Annotated in this window: 16 protein-coding genes; 8 read left to right on the forward strand and 8 right to left on the reverse strand. The window is 45.0% G+C overall.

The features are described from left to right. Positions 1-20 precede the first annotated feature (20 nt). From qrcB to rfbC, 3 genes are all read right to left on the reverse strand, one after another. The gene (gene qrcB, locus ACKU35_RS18395) at positions 21-2090 is read right to left on the reverse strand and encodes a menaquinone reductase molybdopterin-binding-like subunit QrcB (RefSeq protein ID WP_319761618.1); all 2070 of its coding nucleotides are present in this window, start codon (positions 2088-2090) and stop codon (positions 21-23) included. A gap of 13 nt (positions 2091-2103) precedes the next feature. Beyond that, a complete protein-coding gene (gene qrcA / locus ACKU35_RS18400; RefSeq protein ID WP_319761620.1) occupies positions 2104-2655 on the reverse strand; it encodes a menaquinone reductase multiheme cytochrome c subunit QrcA in 552 nt (183 codons plus the stop codon). A gap of 195 nt (positions 2656-2850) precedes the next feature. Next, a complete protein-coding gene (rfbC, locus tag ACKU35_RS18405; protein ID WP_319761622.1) occupies positions 2851-3402 on the reverse strand; it encodes a dTDP-4-dehydrorhamnose 3,5-epimerase in 552 nt (183 codons plus the stop codon). A gap of 261 nt (positions 3403-3663) precedes the next feature. Here rfbC and ACKU35_RS18410 point away from each other — a divergent pair, with 261 nt between their 5' ends. The 3 genes from ACKU35_RS18410 (at position 3664) to ACKU35_RS18420 (ending at position 5386) form a co-directional block, all read left to right on the forward strand. Beyond that, positions 3664-4224 carry a CvpA family protein gene (locus tag ACKU35_RS18410; RefSeq protein WP_319761624.1) on the forward strand — a complete coding sequence of 187 codons (561 nt, stop codon included), beginning with the start codon at positions 3664-3666 and terminating at the stop codon, positions 4222-4224. Between the two features lie 2 nt (positions 4225-4226). Continuing rightward, positions 4227-4994 (forward strand): nucleoside triphosphate pyrophosphohydrolase, encoded by a 768-nt coding sequence (mazG, locus tag ACKU35_RS18415; RefSeq protein ID WP_319761626.1) that lies wholly within the window; start codon positions 4227-4229, stop codon positions 4992-4994. 182 nt (positions 4995-5176) lie between these two features. Continuing rightward, entirely contained in the window at positions 5177-5386 is a 210-nt protein-coding gene (locus ACKU35_RS18420; protein WP_319761628.1) for a hypothetical protein, read from the forward strand. Positions 5387-5476: 90 nt separating this feature from the next. Here the strand turns inward: ACKU35_RS18420 and ACKU35_RS18425 are convergent, their stop codons facing one another. Together ACKU35_RS18425 and ACKU35_RS18430 are read right to left on the reverse strand one after the other, a co-directional pair. Continuing rightward, positions 5477-6463, reverse strand: a complete 987-nt coding sequence (locus ACKU35_RS18425) for an SPFH domain-containing protein (protein ID WP_319761630.1) — start codon at positions 6461-6463, stop codon at positions 5477-5479. A 16-nt stretch (positions 6464-6479) separates the two neighbouring features. After that, positions 6480-6938 carry an NfeD family protein gene (locus ACKU35_RS18430; RefSeq protein WP_319761632.1) on the reverse strand — a complete coding sequence of 153 codons (459 nt, stop codon included), beginning with the start codon at positions 6936-6938 and terminating at the stop codon, positions 6480-6482. 231 nt (positions 6939-7169) lie between these two features. On the opposite strand from ACKU35_RS18430, the gene ACKU35_RS18435 reads away from it, so the two are divergent. Continuing rightward, a complete protein-coding gene (locus ACKU35_RS18435; protein WP_319761634.1) occupies positions 7170-9842 on the forward strand; it encodes a sulfatase-like hydrolase/transferase in 2673 nt (890 codons plus the stop codon). A gap of 141 nt (positions 9843-9983) precedes the next feature. Here ACKU35_RS18435 and ACKU35_RS18440 read toward each other — a convergent pair whose 3' ends face one another. Further along, positions 9984-11102 (reverse strand): carbon-nitrogen hydrolase family protein, encoded by a 1119-nt coding sequence (locus ACKU35_RS18440; protein WP_319761636.1) that lies wholly within the window; start codon positions 11100-11102, stop codon positions 9984-9986. A 242-nt stretch (positions 11103-11344) separates the two neighbouring features. On the opposite strand from ACKU35_RS18440, the gene ACKU35_RS18445 reads away from it, so the two are divergent. The 4 genes from ACKU35_RS18445 (at position 11345) to ACKU35_RS18460 (ending at position 16818) form a co-directional block, all read left to right on the forward strand. Next, positions 11345-12301 carry an amidoligase family protein gene (locus tag ACKU35_RS18445; protein ID WP_319761638.1) on the forward strand — a complete coding sequence of 319 codons (957 nt, stop codon included), beginning with the start codon at positions 11345-11347 and terminating at the stop codon, positions 12299-12301. A gap of 12 nt (positions 12302-12313) precedes the next feature. Beyond that, positions 12314-13108, forward strand: coding sequence for a gamma-glutamyl-gamma-aminobutyrate hydrolase family protein (locus ACKU35_RS18450; protein ID WP_319761640.1), 795 nt, complete (start codon positions 12314-12316; stop codon positions 13106-13108). A 159-nt stretch (positions 13109-13267) separates the two neighbouring features. Then, positions 13268-13837 carry an Hsp20/alpha crystallin family protein gene (locus ACKU35_RS18455; RefSeq protein ID WP_319761642.1) on the forward strand — a complete coding sequence of 190 codons (570 nt, stop codon included), beginning with the start codon at positions 13268-13270 and terminating at the stop codon, positions 13835-13837. Positions 13838-14400: 563 nt separating this feature from the next. Further along, positions 14401-16818: a methyl-accepting chemotaxis protein gene (locus ACKU35_RS18460; RefSeq protein ID WP_319761644.1), complete on the forward strand. Its 2418-nt coding sequence runs from the start codon at positions 14401-14403 to the stop codon at positions 16816-16818. A gap of 98 nt (positions 16819-16916) precedes the next feature. Here the strand turns inward: ACKU35_RS18460 and ACKU35_RS18465 are convergent, their stop codons facing one another. Together ACKU35_RS18465 and ACKU35_RS18470 are read right to left on the reverse strand one after the other, a co-directional pair. Beyond that, positions 16917-17198 (reverse strand): type II toxin-antitoxin system RelE/ParE family toxin, encoded by a 282-nt coding sequence (locus ACKU35_RS18465; protein WP_319761646.1) that lies wholly within the window; start codon positions 17196-17198, stop codon positions 16917-16919. After that, a complete protein-coding gene (locus ACKU35_RS18470) occupies positions 17185-17436 on the reverse strand; it encodes a CopG family ribbon-helix-helix protein (protein ID WP_136672775.1) in 252 nt (83 codons plus the stop codon). Before ACKU35_RS18470 ends, ACKU35_RS18465 begins: the two co-directional genes overlap by 14 nt. Positions 17437-17581: the final 145 nt, after the last annotated feature.

The following is a 17581-nucleotide window of genomic DNA, read 5'->3' on the forward strand; positions in this document are numbered from 1 at the left end:
GTGAATCCCCTGACTTTAAATTAGGCGATGCTCACGGAAGAACTGGACCACACGGACAAACCGGTACCGGGCTCAGTGTCAACTGTGAGAAGTTTGGAGATGTTTTCGCCTTTACCGCTGGAGTATGCATCCCACGCGGTGTGTCCGAATCCAAGAGGTGCGGCGATAACATCATTCATTACGCCTTCATTAATGTGGATTCTTACAGCGCACTCTCCACCTGCTCCGCCAAGCTTGACCTTGGAACCTTCAGACACACCGAGTTTCTTGGCGGTCTTGGAGTTAACCTGAACCATAAGGTCTTTACCCAAAAGTTCATTCTTGCTGATAGCAACCACGTTCAGCGGCGGAATAGCCACTGTGGAGGTACCGAAGATGAGCTTGGAGTAAGGAGCGAGGATAATTTCGCCACCCTTGGGCATTGTCACGGCCTTGGACAGAATTGATGCTGCGAACTTGATGGAATCTGATTCCATAGAATCGGAAACATAAGCAGAGCCTTCAAGAAGAGAATCCCAGTCAGCACCTGCTTTTTCAGCTTTTGCCTGATAAACAGAGTCAGCAGATTCATATCCAAGATCGATACCCAGTCCGGAAGCCACGCTGAGGATTACATCAACAGTCGGCTTGCTGTTGTAGAGAGGTTCTGCAACAGGAGCACTGGCTACGAGCATCGCTGCGCCTGCACCGTAAGGAGTCTGGGCATCTTCGAAGCGTTCGTAGCTGGTGGGGTTGGGCATAATCAGGTCAGCTTTGGAAGCTGTTTCATCCATATAAGTGCTAAAACTTACGAGGAAACCTGCTTTTTCAAACGCCGGTGCCAGAACGGTATTCTGGGGAAGAGCGTAAACAGGATTGGCTTCGTAAGCCATCATAACTTCGGGAGCATTAACCTTGCCTGCGGCAATACCTGAAAGGTAGCCGACAAAGTCCTTTGCTGCCAGTTCCGAACGGTCTGTGGCTGCTTCAACAGCCTTGGGCAGTTCGGGGAGAATCTTCATCCCGCCATCTTTATTGACCTGACCGAGCAGCATATTCACTGCTGAGGCGGCAATAACATCTGCTGCACCTGCGCCCTGAGCGAACTCGGAGCCTGCAACAACAACAGGAGCGGAAGATTTCATCAGAGCCTTGGCAAGTGCGGCAAGTTGCGATCCTGCTACACCTGTTGCTTTCTCAACTTTGTCAGGAGAGAATCTGGACATAACCAGAGTCTTGAAGTCTGCAAAGTCGGAAACAGGAGCGGAAGCTCCGGCTTTAAGCATGTGATAAGCAAGACCGAGGCAGAAGATTGCTCCGGAACCGGGATTAACCGGTACCCACTTATCTGCAGCAGCTGCTGTGCTGTTCTGGAAAGAACCGGCATAAACATAAGAAGTTTTAACTTCTTCACCAGTGGGACGGCTTGAGGCGTAAACACGCTGGTTTCTCACCACAGGGCCCCATGAATCCATTGCATCTGCACCGACGAAAAGAACAAAGTCGGAATTTTCCAGATCATAACCGATCTGACCTTTTCCATCCATGCTCGCCAGTGCTGCGGCTGCTCCCTGCTCATCACAGGGCATCATGTAGCACTCAGCGCCCATTTCTGCTGCAAAACCGGACAGAACCTCAGTTGCGGTACCGGTTGTGTCACCGGAAACAACAGTGAGTTTGCCTTTCTGTCCTTTAATTGCGGCGAGTTTATCAGAGAGCAGCTTTTCAGCTTCATCCCAGGAGATAGACTCGTATTTGCCTTCCGCGGTTTTCTTCATAGGACCGTTAATGCGGGAAGGACTGTACATGAGCTGAGGGCCGCTGGCGCTGACAGGGTCAACCCCGCCCTTGCTCATTTCGTTTTCAGCATTTCCTCTGGTGAGATAGGGGCTTCCACCCACGGATTTTACAATCTCCGCGCAGGGAGCTGTGCCGAATTTGGCAACAGAAGCCTGCTCAGTAATTGCACCATATTTCAATCTGGGAATCCAGGGCCAGTTCTGGGACCAGATGGAAGCGTCATCCAGAGATTTCCAAATTACAGGGGTGAAGAGCGAACCAACAACACCACCTGTTACCAATTGAATAAAAGTTCTGCGATCAATACCCATTGCAGTCCCTCACTTACTTATGGCAGACGTAACATGCGTTGCTGGTACCAACTTCCGCATGACAGCGTTCACACTGCCACATCTTCATGGTCTGCTTGCTGTAACCGCTGATTCTGTTTTCGTAATACGTAGGCAGCGTGTCGCTATTGCCTACGTCGGGATGGCAATCCGTACACTCGAAGCCTTGGTGTGCCATGTGCGAAAAGTAAACATTATCAGGCTGATACTGATAAACCAGCCAGGGAACTTCCACACCCTTCTGCAGATACTCGGTCACGAAAACTTCTTCTGCTTCGGAATCACCGAGAACGTCTTCGTGACACTCAGCACACTGCTCGTTGGAAGGCAGCCCCGCAAAGGAACCATCTTCCAAAAACATGTGACATGACTCACAGTCCATACCTTCGCCTTCAACATGAACCTTGTGACTGAATTCGATCGGCTGAGTCTTCTGGCTATAAATAACCTGCGGGAAAACCCACCAGCCGACGATCAGGCTTGCAAGGACACCGATGAAGAAAGGAAGAACTCCTCCACACTGCTTCGATGTTCTTTTTTCCTCCATAACCTCGCCCCACTACTCCTTAAGTTTTGTGAAACATAAACTAACCAATTAACGCCACTTCTTCTAAAATAGAGTATCTTTCTATGTCAAGAGAATATGAAACTTTTCACAAACTCCGCATAGCTGAGATGTGCTCTATTATCCCGAAAAAAGGGGTACGGAAAATATTATTCTGTATACTTTCCGTTATTCATCTTAAAACTCGAATGGCGAGTCAAACCCGGCCAGAGACGGAAGTTTTTGGTCCTTGTCAGAAAGCACCGCTTCTTTTGTCTTCCAGTCGATACCAAGCTCTGGATCATCCCACCTGATCCCGGCTTCGCTACCGGGAGCATATTCGCAATCGACTTTGTACATGAACTCGTTTTCCTCGGTCAGGGTTTCATATCCATGGGCAAACCCTTTAGGGATGAACAGCCTTAGAAAATTTTCTGCAGATAGTTCAATTTTGAACGATCTCCGATATGTCGGGGAACCTTTACGAAGATCCACCACCACATCGTTAACCGCCCCCCTTATAACCCATACAAGCTTAGCCTGAGCATACGGAGGCATCTGCAGATGCAGACCTCGAATGACGCCAAGGCCGGATGAATAAGCATGATTATCCTGAACGAAATCAGTTGGTAATCCGTTTTCAGAAAAGACTTTTTTATTAAAGCTTTCCAGAAAAAAACCCCGTCTATCCCTAAAAACCTTAGGCTCAACAACCACAAGTCCGGGAAACCCCGTCTCAATCAATTTCATGCATATACTCCAAAGCCGGGTAATCCAGTTCCTGACTTTAAAAACTATTTCCCCAAAAATTAAATGAGAATTACCTGAGATCGCCAAATGACACAACCTCATTCTTCACATGATTGCCATATTTTTTATTATTTTTGAGTAGGTTCATGATATTCACTTTTCTTTTGCGGTCTGATACTCTTGGAACTTATATTTTCGTGGTTAGGCTACATGCGGAGTTCGCGCATTTTTTCACAAACATCAATATCAACGGAATTCAGTATGCAAACATCTGGAATAGCCCTTAACGCGCTGGATATAATTTTGATTGTAATTGCGGGGGGCCTGATCTTCAGGGGCCTGCTACGTGGAATAGTCCGTGAGGCTATTTCCGTTTTTTCATTAATTTTAGGATTTTATCTAGCAGCCAAATATCACTACAAACTGGCACCATACTTTGAAACCTTCTTTGACGGTCCAGGAACAGTTAAAGCTTTCAGCTACCTTTCCATAATTGTAGCTACCCTCTTTGTGGCTTTCCTGGTCGGAGTCACCATTAAAAAGATTTTGACAGTAAGCATGCTTAGCTGGGCAGATCAGGTCCTCGGCGGAATTCTCGGTTTTGTCGAGGCAATTATTGTCGGCGGCATCATTATAGTTGTACTGAACAGCTTCACTCCCAACACTGAGTTCCTGACCAAATCAAGACTGGCCCCGAAAGTGATGGCGACCGCGAGTTTCTTCATCAGTTTTGCTCCGGACGATGTGCTTGATTCACTGGACATTAAATCTATGTTTCCCGACCGCTCAGAACTCACCAACCCTCTAAATGACACCATCTAAAAATGAGCTCTAAATCTATTGAAAAGTTAAAAAATGTTATTGCAGCCTTAATCGCCCCGGACGGCTGTCCGTGGGATAAAGAACAAACCCCTGAATCACTGTGCGATTCCGTCATCGAGGAAGCGTTTGAGCTGGTTGAAGCCATTCGCGCTGATGACCGCCAGGAAGCCATGGAAGAGCTGGGCGACGTTATGTTCCTGCTGCTGTTCATCGCTAAGCGCTACGAAGAACAAGGCGCTTTTACTTTTGCCGATGCAGTGGACTCCAGCGCCGCAAAAATGATCCGCCGTCATCCCCACGTATTCGCTGACAGTAAAGTTGAAGATCAGGAAGAATTACTGCGCAACTGGGAAAAAATTAAAAGAAGCGAAAAGAAAGGCGACAAAAAGATTTTTGATTCTCTGCCTGAAGGCTTGCCGCCGATGCTCAAAGCATACCGCATCAACTCAAAAGCAGCACGTAGCGGATTCACCTATGAGTCCGATGAACAGTGTCTCGGTCAACTCGACAGTGAATGGAAAGAATGGCAGGAAGCACTTGAATCAGGTGACAAAGAAGCCATTACCGAAGAATTCGGTGATTACCTGTTCACCCTTATTGAGCTTGGACGCCGCAATGGAATAAAAGCTAACAGCGCTCTGGCAATGACCAACCACAAATTTCTGGAACGCTTTGCCAAGATGGAAGACCTCGCCAAAGAACAAGGTAAGGATATTTCCGATATGAGCCTGATTGAACAAAACGAGCTCTGGGAACAAGTAAAAAAATAGCCCTCTTCTCAAAAATTGATAATCCCCGCCTTCATTAACTGAGGGCGGGGATTTTTTTATTCATCATTAATAACATTTGAATAACCGGCCACGAATATTTTCAGTTTTACCCTAAAGAATTTCAGCTTTCGACCGATTAAACTGATAGGCGCGTATTTTACCCTTTTTCGGGAGGGGTTTTTATGGACGTAACAGGAATCAGTTCAACAATGGATGCCGCACCTGCGGTAAGTGACAAGCAATTGTTCGGGGCTCAGGTTGTAACCAAAACACTTGATTACATGAATTCCGATCAATTCAGTTCTTCAACCAATAGCGACTATGATTTCCAGAAAAGCGTTCTCAGTGCCGCATACTCCGGCGTTGGGACAATCGCCAACACTATAGCCTAAAAGGGTAGTCCGTGCGCCTGACATATAAAACCCGGCCATGATAGCCGGGTTTTATAACGTAATTTATCCGATGCACAAAAACGGGAATATCTATTCTAGAGTAAATCCAAATTCACTCTGCCCTTTGTCTTTCTTTGCGGACTGTCCGTTGCACCCCTTGCCTTTGATTTTACCGTAAGCACTCATGGCTGTACCGACCATGGAAGCTACATCCCCGGCTTCGGCCGGTAGGATGAGTGTTGTGGATTCACGGGCCAAACCCTCAAAAGCCTCTACGTAGCGCTCGGCAATCCTAAGAGAAGCCGCATCTGCCCCACCGGTTGTATTGATGGCTCCACCTACTGTGTTCAAAGCCTTGGCTGTAGCATCCGCTACAGTTGTGATGGCTTCCGCTTTACCGCGGGCCTCGTTCATTAATCTTTGCCGTTCCCCCTCACTCTTAAGGACTTCATCAAGTTTGGCAGCTTCAGCTTTATTGATTGTGGCCTGCTTTTCTCCTTCACTGCGAGCAATGTCCGCGCGCTTCTGACGTTCGGCAATCATCTGAGTTTCCATGGCCGCTTTCACGCTTTCCGGCGGGGTGATATCCTTAATTTCATAGCGCAGCACTTTTATTCCCCACGAAGCAGCGGCAGCATCTATGGCCTCAACCACCTGTGCATTTATGGAGTCGCGCTCCTCAAAAGTCTTATCCAATGCAAGCTTACCCACGCATGAGCGAAGCGCAGTCTGGGCCAGCTGTGATGCAGCATACCTGTAGTTATCTATTCCGTAAGCTGCGGCTTTGGCATCCTGCACTTCTATAAATATAAGTCCGTCCACCACAACACTTACATTATCACTGGTAATACAGGTCTGGGGCGACGTATCAAGAGCCTCTTCCTTCAGGGAAAATTGATAGGCAACCCGGTCAATAAACGGAAAAAGGAAATGAAATCCCGCTCCGAGGGTCACCCGGTATTTGCCCAGTCTTTCCACGATAACTTCTGTCTTCTGCGGAACAATACGTATTGACTTTATAATAATTAAAACCAGAACCAGCGCAGCAAAAATCACAGCAATCAATCCGGGAGTCATAGCCCCTCCTCACATGTCATATTTTTTTTACTAAAAATGTTGTCTTACTTTTGTCGGTCCAATCAATGATACGGACCTTATCACCTGCGGCAAGAATATAACCTGAATCTGAAACAGCTTTCCAGTAAGAGCCCCGGTACTTGATCTGACCATACCCATCAGCGGAAAAATCTTTACAGGCTTCAGCCAGCGCACCTTTTGGACCGTCTTCGTACCCGTCACTTTCGGTCTCGGAAATCTGCCCCTGAAACCAGCTTATGAATAATCTGCGTAAAACAAGCAAAGAGATAACCGACGCCACGCAAAAAGTTACAACCTGCAGGGTAAGCGCCTCGCTAAAAAAATAAGCGACAGAAGCGGCGAGCAAACAACCGAAACTGAAAAAAATCAAAATCATTCCAGGCGCCGCAAGCTCAAGTAACGCAAGAGCAAGACCGGCTCCCAGCCAGATCAGCCAGAGCGGAAATCCATTCACACGCAACTCCTTGGATTCAACGTAATTCACACATTAAAACAATACCGGCCAACACAAAATTAATATCATAATTTGAACATTTAATTCAATATAATTAACTCTTACAGCAACGTATATACAGATCAACATCATTAATTGGAATGTAATTTGCTTATTTAGTACAAATATGCCACTTGTTTGGCATGGTGGCAATCATTCATGCTCGAAAAAACAGTAAACCGGAATCCCCGTATGAAAAATATCATCTGGATTGTAATTGATACCCTCAGGTCGGATATGCTGGCCTCCTGCCTTTCCCCAAAAGCCGTCCCTAATGAAATTGATGACGTTATGGAGCAGGGTTATTTATTCACAGACGTTATGACCACCGGCGGCTCCACTCGAAACAGCGCCCCGGCATATTTTTCCGCCATGCGGCCCGGTTTAACGGGGATGGCCTCCTCCTCAGTCCAATCCATCCGGTATTTTAAAGATGATGTCCTCACCGTCACCGAACATTTTAAACATCACGGCTACCGGACTTTCCGCTGGTCGGACAGCAGCCTCGACTCCTGCCAGCCTAAACGAGGATTTGATGTTTTCGAGGCAGGATACCCGAACATCAACTTAACTCCCGACAAGAGCTATGACAATGAAAAACGTAATAATTTCATTAATATGGTACGCAAAAGTACGAAGCCTTTTTTCGCATATTTCCACCTTTATTATATCCATGACTTCGGCGGCAAAAAGAAATCCAGTTGGACCACCGATGATTACCTCTATATAATTTCTCAACAAGCCAAAGACTTCAAATCACTTTGGGATAAAGTCGCCCCCGGTCAGAATGATATTGCAGTAGTGACCTCTGACCACGGCTGTATTCTTAACGAGAATTATGTCGAGTACGACAAAGTTAAACCTTGGAGATTTGCAAATAATAAAACCCGTGTGCCCGCATCTTTTATAGCTGAAGGACTTACGCCGCAAAAAAATCATGACCTGATCAGGTCAATTGATATCGCGCCGACTCTTCTCGATTTGGCTGTAGGCGGGGAAATGAAGGCGCAGGGAGTCAGCTTAAAATCTACCTTGCTGGGTGGCCCTACCCCCGAATTAATAGGAATAGCCGAACGCAACCACTATCAGAATTTTGACATCATAACTGATTTCGCATGTGTACGAAAAAAAGACTGGGCCCTGTATTTGGATAAAGGTGTTCCCAAAGCCCTTTATGATTATTCCGAGGGAGAATTTGCCACCGATCATTTAGGTGATGGACTTAAAATTGAGCATGAATTGAATGAATTTTACAGACAGACAGCCATCGATGGTCCAAAGACTGCCCAGAAACTATACGAGCAAAACGGTCTGTCCATTGATGAAATCAGGGGCAATATCGAAGTAAGCATACTGCTTCCGGTTTTTAATTGGTCGGAGGACAGTAGACTGGCAATTGAAGCGCTGCTGGACCAGCTGTTATTGACAGAACTGATCCTTCTTGACGCTGACGAGAGCGGCGAAACGGCTGAAATGCTCAAAGAAAAATACAGTGACCGGCTTTTACTTAATTACATCAATGCCAAAGGAATGAATCTCCAGCAGATGCTGAACCTCGGCCTTGATCAGGCAAAAGGAGCGTATACGGTCACTGCCACGCCGAACAGCCAGTACACAGAAAACTTCTGCTACTCACTGCGCGAACATTTTCTTGAAAATTCTGCCACTGTGCTCAGCTATCCGAACATGAAACGTATGATCGCCGACAGACGGGACATGGAATACATCGGCAGTGACAGCTGCTTTGATGAAATCATGTTTTCAAGACTTGGAAGTTTATTTGACCACAAGGCCGGGACAGCAGCAATTTCTCTCCCCCAATTCAACGAAATCGGAGCCTGCGCAATGTTCGAAACAGAAACACTGCGTAGCGAAGGCGGCTTTAGCGAGAGCGTGAATGATGTGTTGGGCAAGACATGGTTCAAACTCAATAAAAAAGGAAAGGTCTCCCACGTAAACAAGGGGCTGGTAATATCAAAAGAGAAAAATACCCTCAGGCCGCGCATGCCAGAATCACCGAGAGGAGAGAAGCTGAAAATCAGCATCCTCGTTCCTATGGAAAGCATTGCGGAACACAGGAAGCTTCCTGTGTTTCTAAATATGATCTCCAAACAAACTGAAAAATCATTTGAAATCATACTCCTCAACTCTTCAGAGCAAAACGACCTGATTACCGCAGTTTCACGTGACTTTCCCGAATTGAAAATAAAATTACTCAGCCCTCAGAAAAATATAAGCGAATTATACAATACCGGACTTTTTGCATCCCAAGGCGAGTTTTTATTCTGGGCTGACATATCCGATAAACTTCTGCCGCATACACTTTCTGAGCTGCTGAAAAAAATCGAAGAGGAAGATGACGCTATCGCAATAAAATGCGGACATGTTTTATACGGGGCGGAAAACACAGCACAGGAAGTAAAGCCATTAGCGCAGGCCCGTGAAATGATCTGCGAGATTTGCGACCTTAGGGGGCTGCTATATAAACGCAGGTTGCACAATGAAGTGGGGACATTCAGGTCCACTGCCGAGCAGGAAATGGGGTGGGACATGTGTGTACGCCTGGGTCTGGTCCGATCGTTCAAGGTCATTGAAGAACCTCTGGTCATAGCGCAGAAGCCCTATCAATTCACCATGAATCCTGACATAACATCTTATCACCGGATACTGCGCAGCACTATCAATTCCATGGGCAATACTATTGATCTCGTAAGACTTTACGAAGACGATTTCCGCAGACATCAGGCCGACCGGGCCAGATACATTCTTGAGGATGAAATGATGGTGACCCTTGAACTTATCAACAAGAGCGGCATAAATTCCGCAGCACTGCTCAGGGTTCCTAAAACGCACTACATTAATTAAAACAACTGAATATCCGCAGTCCAACAAGTCAGAATTCATACACCCAACCTGATTACCGCACACTTAGCAAATTTAAAGGTAAACACATTCTACACCGGTCCCTTGCGGGACCGGTGCTCTTTTTAGATCGACAGCTAAAAACTAGCGCGGAATTTCCTTACCATCCTTATAAACAGGATACACATATCCCCCCTTGAGAAAATCAACTTTGCTCTTAAGCAACTCTTTATATAGATCCGGTCTGCGGTCTTTCAGATAATAGTAATCCTGTTCCGGGTGAGTCGCTCCGTAATATTCCGGCACAATGTCGGCGATCAACATAGTATCCTGCTGATGCCCGGCCTTAACAATCACGTCGCCATGGGGGCCTATAATTATGCTGTTTCCCCGGTAATGCCACTCACCGGTTTCCCGTCTCTCATACCCGGCCCGGTTGCTGTAAGCGTAAAAGACATTATTGGCATAGGCGAAAGCCGGCAGCAGTAATGTTGAGATATCAGGATACGGAACGTCGCTGCGTTTACCATTAGGCATGGTGTAATAACAATCCGCAGCAGTGGGCCCTACGATGAGCTTTGCACCCTGCAAGGCAAGAGAACGCACAAGTTCCGGAAATTCATTTTCATAACAATTCAGTACGCCCACGGGAAATCCGAAAACTTTGAACATCTTAGGGGCGACATCTCCGAAAGACCAGTTATCCCTCTCCTGACCCGCGTAAAGCTGAACTTTGCGATAACTGTCCAAAAGCTTACCATGTTCATTGATGATGGCGATTGAATCAAAATACCGTAATCCGGACTTGGTTTCAGCTTTTTCAGCATAGGGTACAATCAAGGCCATTTCCATTTTCTTAGCTATGGAGCAGGCACGTGTGATGCTGGGACCGTCTTTAAACTCAGCTACTTTTCGGGCCTGTTCAGGACTCAAAGTGTATCCGGTAACATACAGTTCTGGAAAGGAAAGTAACTGAACACCGCGCTTTTTGGCCACCCCTGCCACACTTTCCAAGCGATCCATGTTCTTAGCTGAAGCTCCCGGCCCGCAATCGGCCTGAGCCTGATATACCCCAAGTCTTATGCCCTTACCCATTTCAGGGATATTGCCATAAACAGAATCCTTGAACATAAGCTTTCGATAACTATTCATAACCGTATTATCATATTCCGGACTGCAACAGTCAGGACACGGAGGACCGGCCCAAACCGAGGAACACAGCACACACAGGATCAACAGACTGAAACCGATAGATCTTCTCATCATATTCTCCCTTTAAAAGAAGCCCGCTCCCGCAAGACAATTAGAACAAAACTAAGAGGACAGTAACAGATCACCGCATTGGAAGCACTACCTAATATTGTCTGGAATTAAATGATCGAAGCGTAGAAAAGAAAGATATAAAATACACTAAAAGTAGGATGCCAAAAATATTTGATTATGCTCTTATCATCAGAGCCTTTAGCTGCTTGCATGAAACTAATATGACTCAAATGGAGAAAGATATGCTTTGGAACAACCCTCCTGTTATGACCACAGCCAATGGTGACAAGCGACATGTTGGTTTTGAGTTGGAATTCACTGGTATTGATCTTGAATCAATCGGAAATATAATCTGCGAACTTTATGGCGGAGAATTAGAGACTGCATCTCCTTTCCAGCACAAAGTTGTGAACACAGAATTCGGTGATTTTATACTGGAAGTTGATTCACAGCAGCTAAAAGAAAAGCGTTACCTTGATTTTATCAACAAGCTAGGGATCACAATCGACGAGAATGAAGAACAGCTATTAGATAATGCTATGTATGACTTATCTAAAATAGCAGTCCCTTTTGAGCTGGTCACACCTCCCATACCGATCGACCGAATACCCGAGCTATCCACACTTAATGAAGAACTTTTTAAGATGCAGGCGAAAGGAACCAGAGCTTCTTTTCTGTATGGATTCGGTATGCAGTTCAACCCGGAACTGCCAGCACTGGATGCTGAGACGATTTTAAATTACCTGCGCTCTTTCTTCCTGCTTCAGCCTTGGCTCAAAGAGGAAATCAATGTTGATGTAACAAGACGCATAATGCCCTTCATCAACAATTTCGATCATGAATACATAGCGAAAGTCCTCCATCCAGAATATGCACCGGCCATTAAACAGCTCATTGACGACTATCTGGAATACAACCCCACCAGAAACCGCCCACTGGATATGACTTGTCTATTCGCATACATTGATAAAGAACGTACTTTCAAAAAGCTTAATGACAGCGCTCTGGTCAAGCCCCGCCCCACTTTCCACTATCGCCTTCCTGATTGCCGCATTGACGAAAAAGAATGGTCTATTGCTCTTGAATGGAACCGGTGGGTCAAAATTGAAGAATTGGCATATAATAAAAAAGAGATTGAAAAACTCAGCAATAAATTCTTGAGGGAAAACAAAAACTATTTGGACAGAATATTCTCATAAGGCGATCAACCCATGGACAAACCGGTAATCGGAGTTTGCACTGCGCACAAAGGAGGGACCATCCCCTGGTTTTTCTTCCGGCTTAATATTTTCCTAGCCGGGGGAACTCCTTTGCGCATTACCCCGGAAAAGCCTTCCGCAATCGAAGCCGTGGACGGTTTAATCGTTTCCGGGGGCGCGGACATTTCAGCGGAATTATATGCCGAAAACGCAGCCACTGAAATCATTAAAAAATCGAAAGAGAACAGTCCCGATAAAAATTTATTTGAAATTATTTTCAACTCTGTCCTAGGTATCACAGCCTATCTCTTGAGAAGCATATTCGGGCTGAAGCAAGCCCCGCATGAAGCAGCCCAAAGAGATAAACTTGAGTCGCTTCTTCTTCGCGAAGCCATTGAGCATGATATTCCGGTTCTTGGCATTTGCAGAGGAATGCAGATGCTCAACGTAATTAAAGGCGGAACTTTATACCAAGAGGTGGCCGACGTTTATGAAGATGTCCACCACCCGTACACGGTACTACCCCATAAAAGAATTCTCGTTAAAGAAGGAAGCAAACTACAGGAGATATTGAAGGCCACAAACGTTCAAGTAAATGCTCTCCACCATCAGGCTGTAAATATTTTAGGAGAGGATCTGAGCATCTCAGCAACTGATGAAAACGATATGGTTGAAGCAATCGAAGCCGAAACAGGATTTATCCTCGGTGTTCAATGGCATCCTGAATTTTTGATTTCCTCAAAGCAGCAGCGCAACCTTTTCAAAAGCCTTGTCACTGCCTCTAAAAAGAGTATCGGCTCGCACTGACATGTACCTCTTTCGAGGCAGCTCTCCTCCACTCACGACATAATTACATCATGATTTTTTGATAAGCTAAAAAATATATTTCGCATTATTGACAGGCCAAAAATCTGCTTTACTAATTTATTGATGACCCTAACTTTAAACACTTTCAAGGAGGATGCTATGAGCATTTCTAAGCTGAATCCCTGGAACTGGTTCAAGAAGGAAAGCGAACACGAAAGGACCCTTCCGATTAAACAAACGGGACTGGGCGTAAGTGGTTACGCTTCTCCGATTGACCGTTTCCACGCGGACTTTGATCGTATGGTAGATTCAATGTTCTCAGACTTCGGCATGCCATCGCCAAGGCAATTCTTTGACAAAGTTGAACCGGGCTTTGGTAAGACGAGCATTAAACCCAAAGTAGATGTTTACGGAACAGATAACGAGTATGTAATTGAAGCCGAGCTTCCCGGCATTGAGGAAAAAGACTTATCTATTGATCTTAAAGATGATGTTCTGGTTCTCTCTGCCGAGATGAAGCATGAAGAAAAAACTGAAGAAAAAGGCTACTACAGAGTCGAGCGTTCATATGGCTCATTCAAAAGAGTCCTGAATGTTCCTGAAGATGCAGACAAAGAAAATATAACTGCGAAATTAAACAAGGGCATACTTCGCGTTACCATGCCCAGAACAAAACTTGTTGAAAGCAATTCGAGAAAAATCGCAATCGAAAGTTCTACTTCTCAATAACCCCCTTAATACTGTTATATGGCCCCAGTTCCGGCTGGGGTCTAAACTCATGCTACAAGGAGGACTTATGGTCCATAAATGTTTGAATTGTGGTTGGACTGGGCACTGGTATGAACTGATACACGAAACCATGTGCCCAAAATGCAGATGCAGTACTATGCGCGTAAGTGAAACTAAAGCCAGCATGCATCAAACTGAGCAAGCAGCTTTTTCCTATAAGACAGCAGGATCTCCTCCCAAAACTGCATAATAAGCTCAATACATAGCGCACATTTAAAGACACATTATTCAGCATTGCACCAGTATAACAGTGCAGAAATAAATATCAAAAGCCCTCGACCCTCTAGGAACCGAGGGCTTAATTATGGTCTGATAGAATTTTTCCGCAAAACTCAAAAGTGAAAATGATCACATAGTTCAAGTGATTTGATTCATAAATTACACCCAAACCAATCTCCGTTTGTGAATTTTGTAGAGAATAGCCGCAAAATATAAAAATGTTGTTTCAAGTCTTCGCGGGTGATATGCTAAATTGCTTACAATTTCACAACCGGAGAAAAAAAATGAAACTAAACACCAAACTTATCCTGCCGCAACTTATCGTTGTTGTTTTGCTGGGATGCATAAGTTTTTATATTATTGACCAATCATTCACAGAACTAAAAAGAATGTATGTTGAATCAAAAGTTAACAATGCATTCATATCAGTTAAGAACAGTATAAACGACTCCGCCAAGGCCGCTCAACATCTTGCCGCTTTGTTTTCGCAAAGACCGGATGTGGTTGAAGCATTCAAAATAGCCCATTCCGGAAACATCGACAACGAACGCTCACCCGAAACTCAGAGAGCTCGCGAAAACATCAGGCAAGAACTGAAATCAGAACTGAAAGGCTATCAGGCATTAGGAGAAGGAAAGATACGGCTGCATTTCCACTTGCCCAATGGCAGGAGCCTTGTACGTCTTTGGCGCGATAAACAGGCGAAAAGAAACGGCAAATGGGTAGATATTTCCGATGACATATCAAGTTTCCGCCAGACAGTTCTGGACGTCAATCAAACAGGAAAAGCCGTTGGCGGGATTGAATTGGGACGAGGCGGGTTCGCCATCAGAGGACTCATTCCGGTAAAAGATGCTTCCGGCAACACGCTAGGATCAGTGGAAGTCTTAAAGAGTTTCAAACCGGTTTTGCAGAGTGTTGAGAATGCGGGGATATCCACAATGCTCTTCATGAACAAAGATCTACTGAGCACGTCTACTTCTTTGCAAGATGAATCTAAATACCCGGTAATCAACGACTACGTACTGGTAAGCGCTACCGACAAAAATAAATATACCGGTCTTCTGAGCAAACAACTGCTGGATGAAGGAAGAACCAAGAGAATCATCCAAAACATGGACAATATAGCATTAGCTACATTGCCCATAACTGACTATCGCGGCAAACAGGTTGGTGTCCTAATCGGCGTTTTAAACATCGAGAAACTGGCTGTACTTTCAAGTACCGCCAATACATGGTTGCTGATTTGCCTCGCCGCCATTTTGATTATCCCATTAATTTTCATATACCTGAGCCTCTCAATTCAAATACTTAAACCGGTCCGGGCCATCTCAGAGAAAATAAGGGATATTAATGAAGACCGGGCCGATCTCGATAGTACAATGGAAATCAGGTTTGATGACGAGATCGGGAATCTGTGCAAACTATTCAACGACATGCTCGGTAAATTGTCAGAAATGGTTACCAGTATGCAAGTGTACGTAGATGTCGTGAATGCTGTTCCGGATCCTATTTTTGTGGTTGATAAAAAATTCAACCTGCTTCTGACAAACAAAGCTGTAGCGGATTTCTCCGGCTTAAGTGACGAGAGAATAAGCGAAAGTAAATGCTCGAACATTTTTAAAACAAAAATATGTTCCACAGAAAGATGCCCTATCGAAAAAAGCATGCGGACCGGCCGGGAAAACAAAGCTGAAATTCTATTACTCCAGGACAGTCATGGTAATGATATCCATATACAGCCAGTTGCTACTCCGCTCAAAAACTCAAAAGGTGAAACTTTCGGTTATCTTGAGGTAGCCCGAAATGTCAGTGACCTTGTAGAGAAAGAGAATGCAATTAATATCCAACTGGACAAAATTAACGAGGTTAACAACTCTACAAAAATAGCTTCAGCAAAAGTATCCGGTAGTTGTATTGACCTTGAGCAGGAAATGAAAGCAGTTGATGACTCAGTTTTCAGTCAGCAAAGGCTGCTATCCGAAACTGTCTCAGCTATGGGGCAAATGAACGCAAGCGTACTTGATGTTGCCGAAAATGCAGGCCGGGCATCCGAAAAATCTCATGAAACCCGTGACCGCGCCGAGACCGGAGCTGCGATAGTACTTAATGCAACAACCGCTATCACAGAAGTAAAGCACCAAACAGAACTCATGAGCGAGATAATGGGCAAAATGGAAGACCGAGCGGAAAGCATAGGTACAGTTCTCAACGTAATTAACGACATAGCAGATCAAACCAATCTCCTTGCCCTTAATGCCGCGATTGAAGCAGCCAGAGCAGGTGAGGCTGGCCGCGGATTTGCCGTTGTTGCAGATGAAGTTAGAAAGCTTGCAGAAAAAACCGTGGATGCCACTAAAGAGGTCGAAACTGTTATCACCGAGTTACGCGACCAGACAAGTAAATCTAAAAACATTACTGACGAGACACAAACGCTCGCAGTAAGGGCAGCTGAATATGCAGAAAAATCAGGGAGTCAATTAAAAGAGATCGTTGCCTTTATTCAAGAGTCTACCACGGACATAACAAACATTGCTGCCGCTGTTGAAGAACAATCAGCCAGCTCAGAAGAAATCAATCGCTCGATAGGCGAGGTAGACGAACTAGCCGCTGCAATTAGTGAAAGAGTCAAAGTTTCAACAGAATCTTTAAAGACCCTCGTCCAACTGTCGGAGGAGCTTGAAGACATCTCCAGTAAATAAGCCTTCTTTAGACCATCGAAAGGAGTCAGCCGATACCACGGTTGGCTCCTTTTTTATAAAAAAAGTTCTAAGAATAAAACCATAGACTAAAGAGATTCTTAACTGCCCCGATAATCCTGACTATGCCGCAACACTCGCAAAATCTCGACATCTTCATTGCAGCAGTACGCCACAAGATAGGCCCCTTTAAGCACAATCAACTCACGAGTTCCCGGCACTCTGCCAGCTCGTCCTATTTGGGGATGCTGCTCCAAACTCTTCACATTCTTTAATATGGCTGAGACTACTTTTCTAGCTGACCTTGGATCATCCTGACTTATGTATTCGGAAATTGAATCCAAATCCTGAACGGCCCGTTCAAGCCATTTAATCCTCGGCATACTTTGCCTCTAAATCTTCCTGAGAGGTCCACTTAGCTTCTGGACTTCTAGCTTCATCCAGCCCTTCCTGAATCGCTTTGACCTGCCATTCATTAACATCAAGATAACTGGAAATAGCTTCGCCAAACAAAAAGGCCTTCGATCTATTCGTTGCCTGAGCCAGCTTTTCAACACGCTCTTTCATTTCAGAAGTCATTCGAATTGTTACTACTTCGCTCTTCGGTTCTTTGCTTATCATTTTTCATGTCCTCCATTTGTATTACAACATATTACACTGTAATACGAAAGCCAAGTCTTTGTTTTTGAGATTTTCATAGAAAAGATGAAAACGGAGTCGAGAGGAATAGAAACATTTCAAACAACTCCAGCAAAAATCATTTTGC

The organism is Maridesulfovibrio sp., assembly GCF_963676065.1.
Lineage (GTDB): Bacteria > Desulfobacterota > Desulfovibrionia > Desulfovibrionales > Desulfovibrionaceae > Maridesulfovibrio.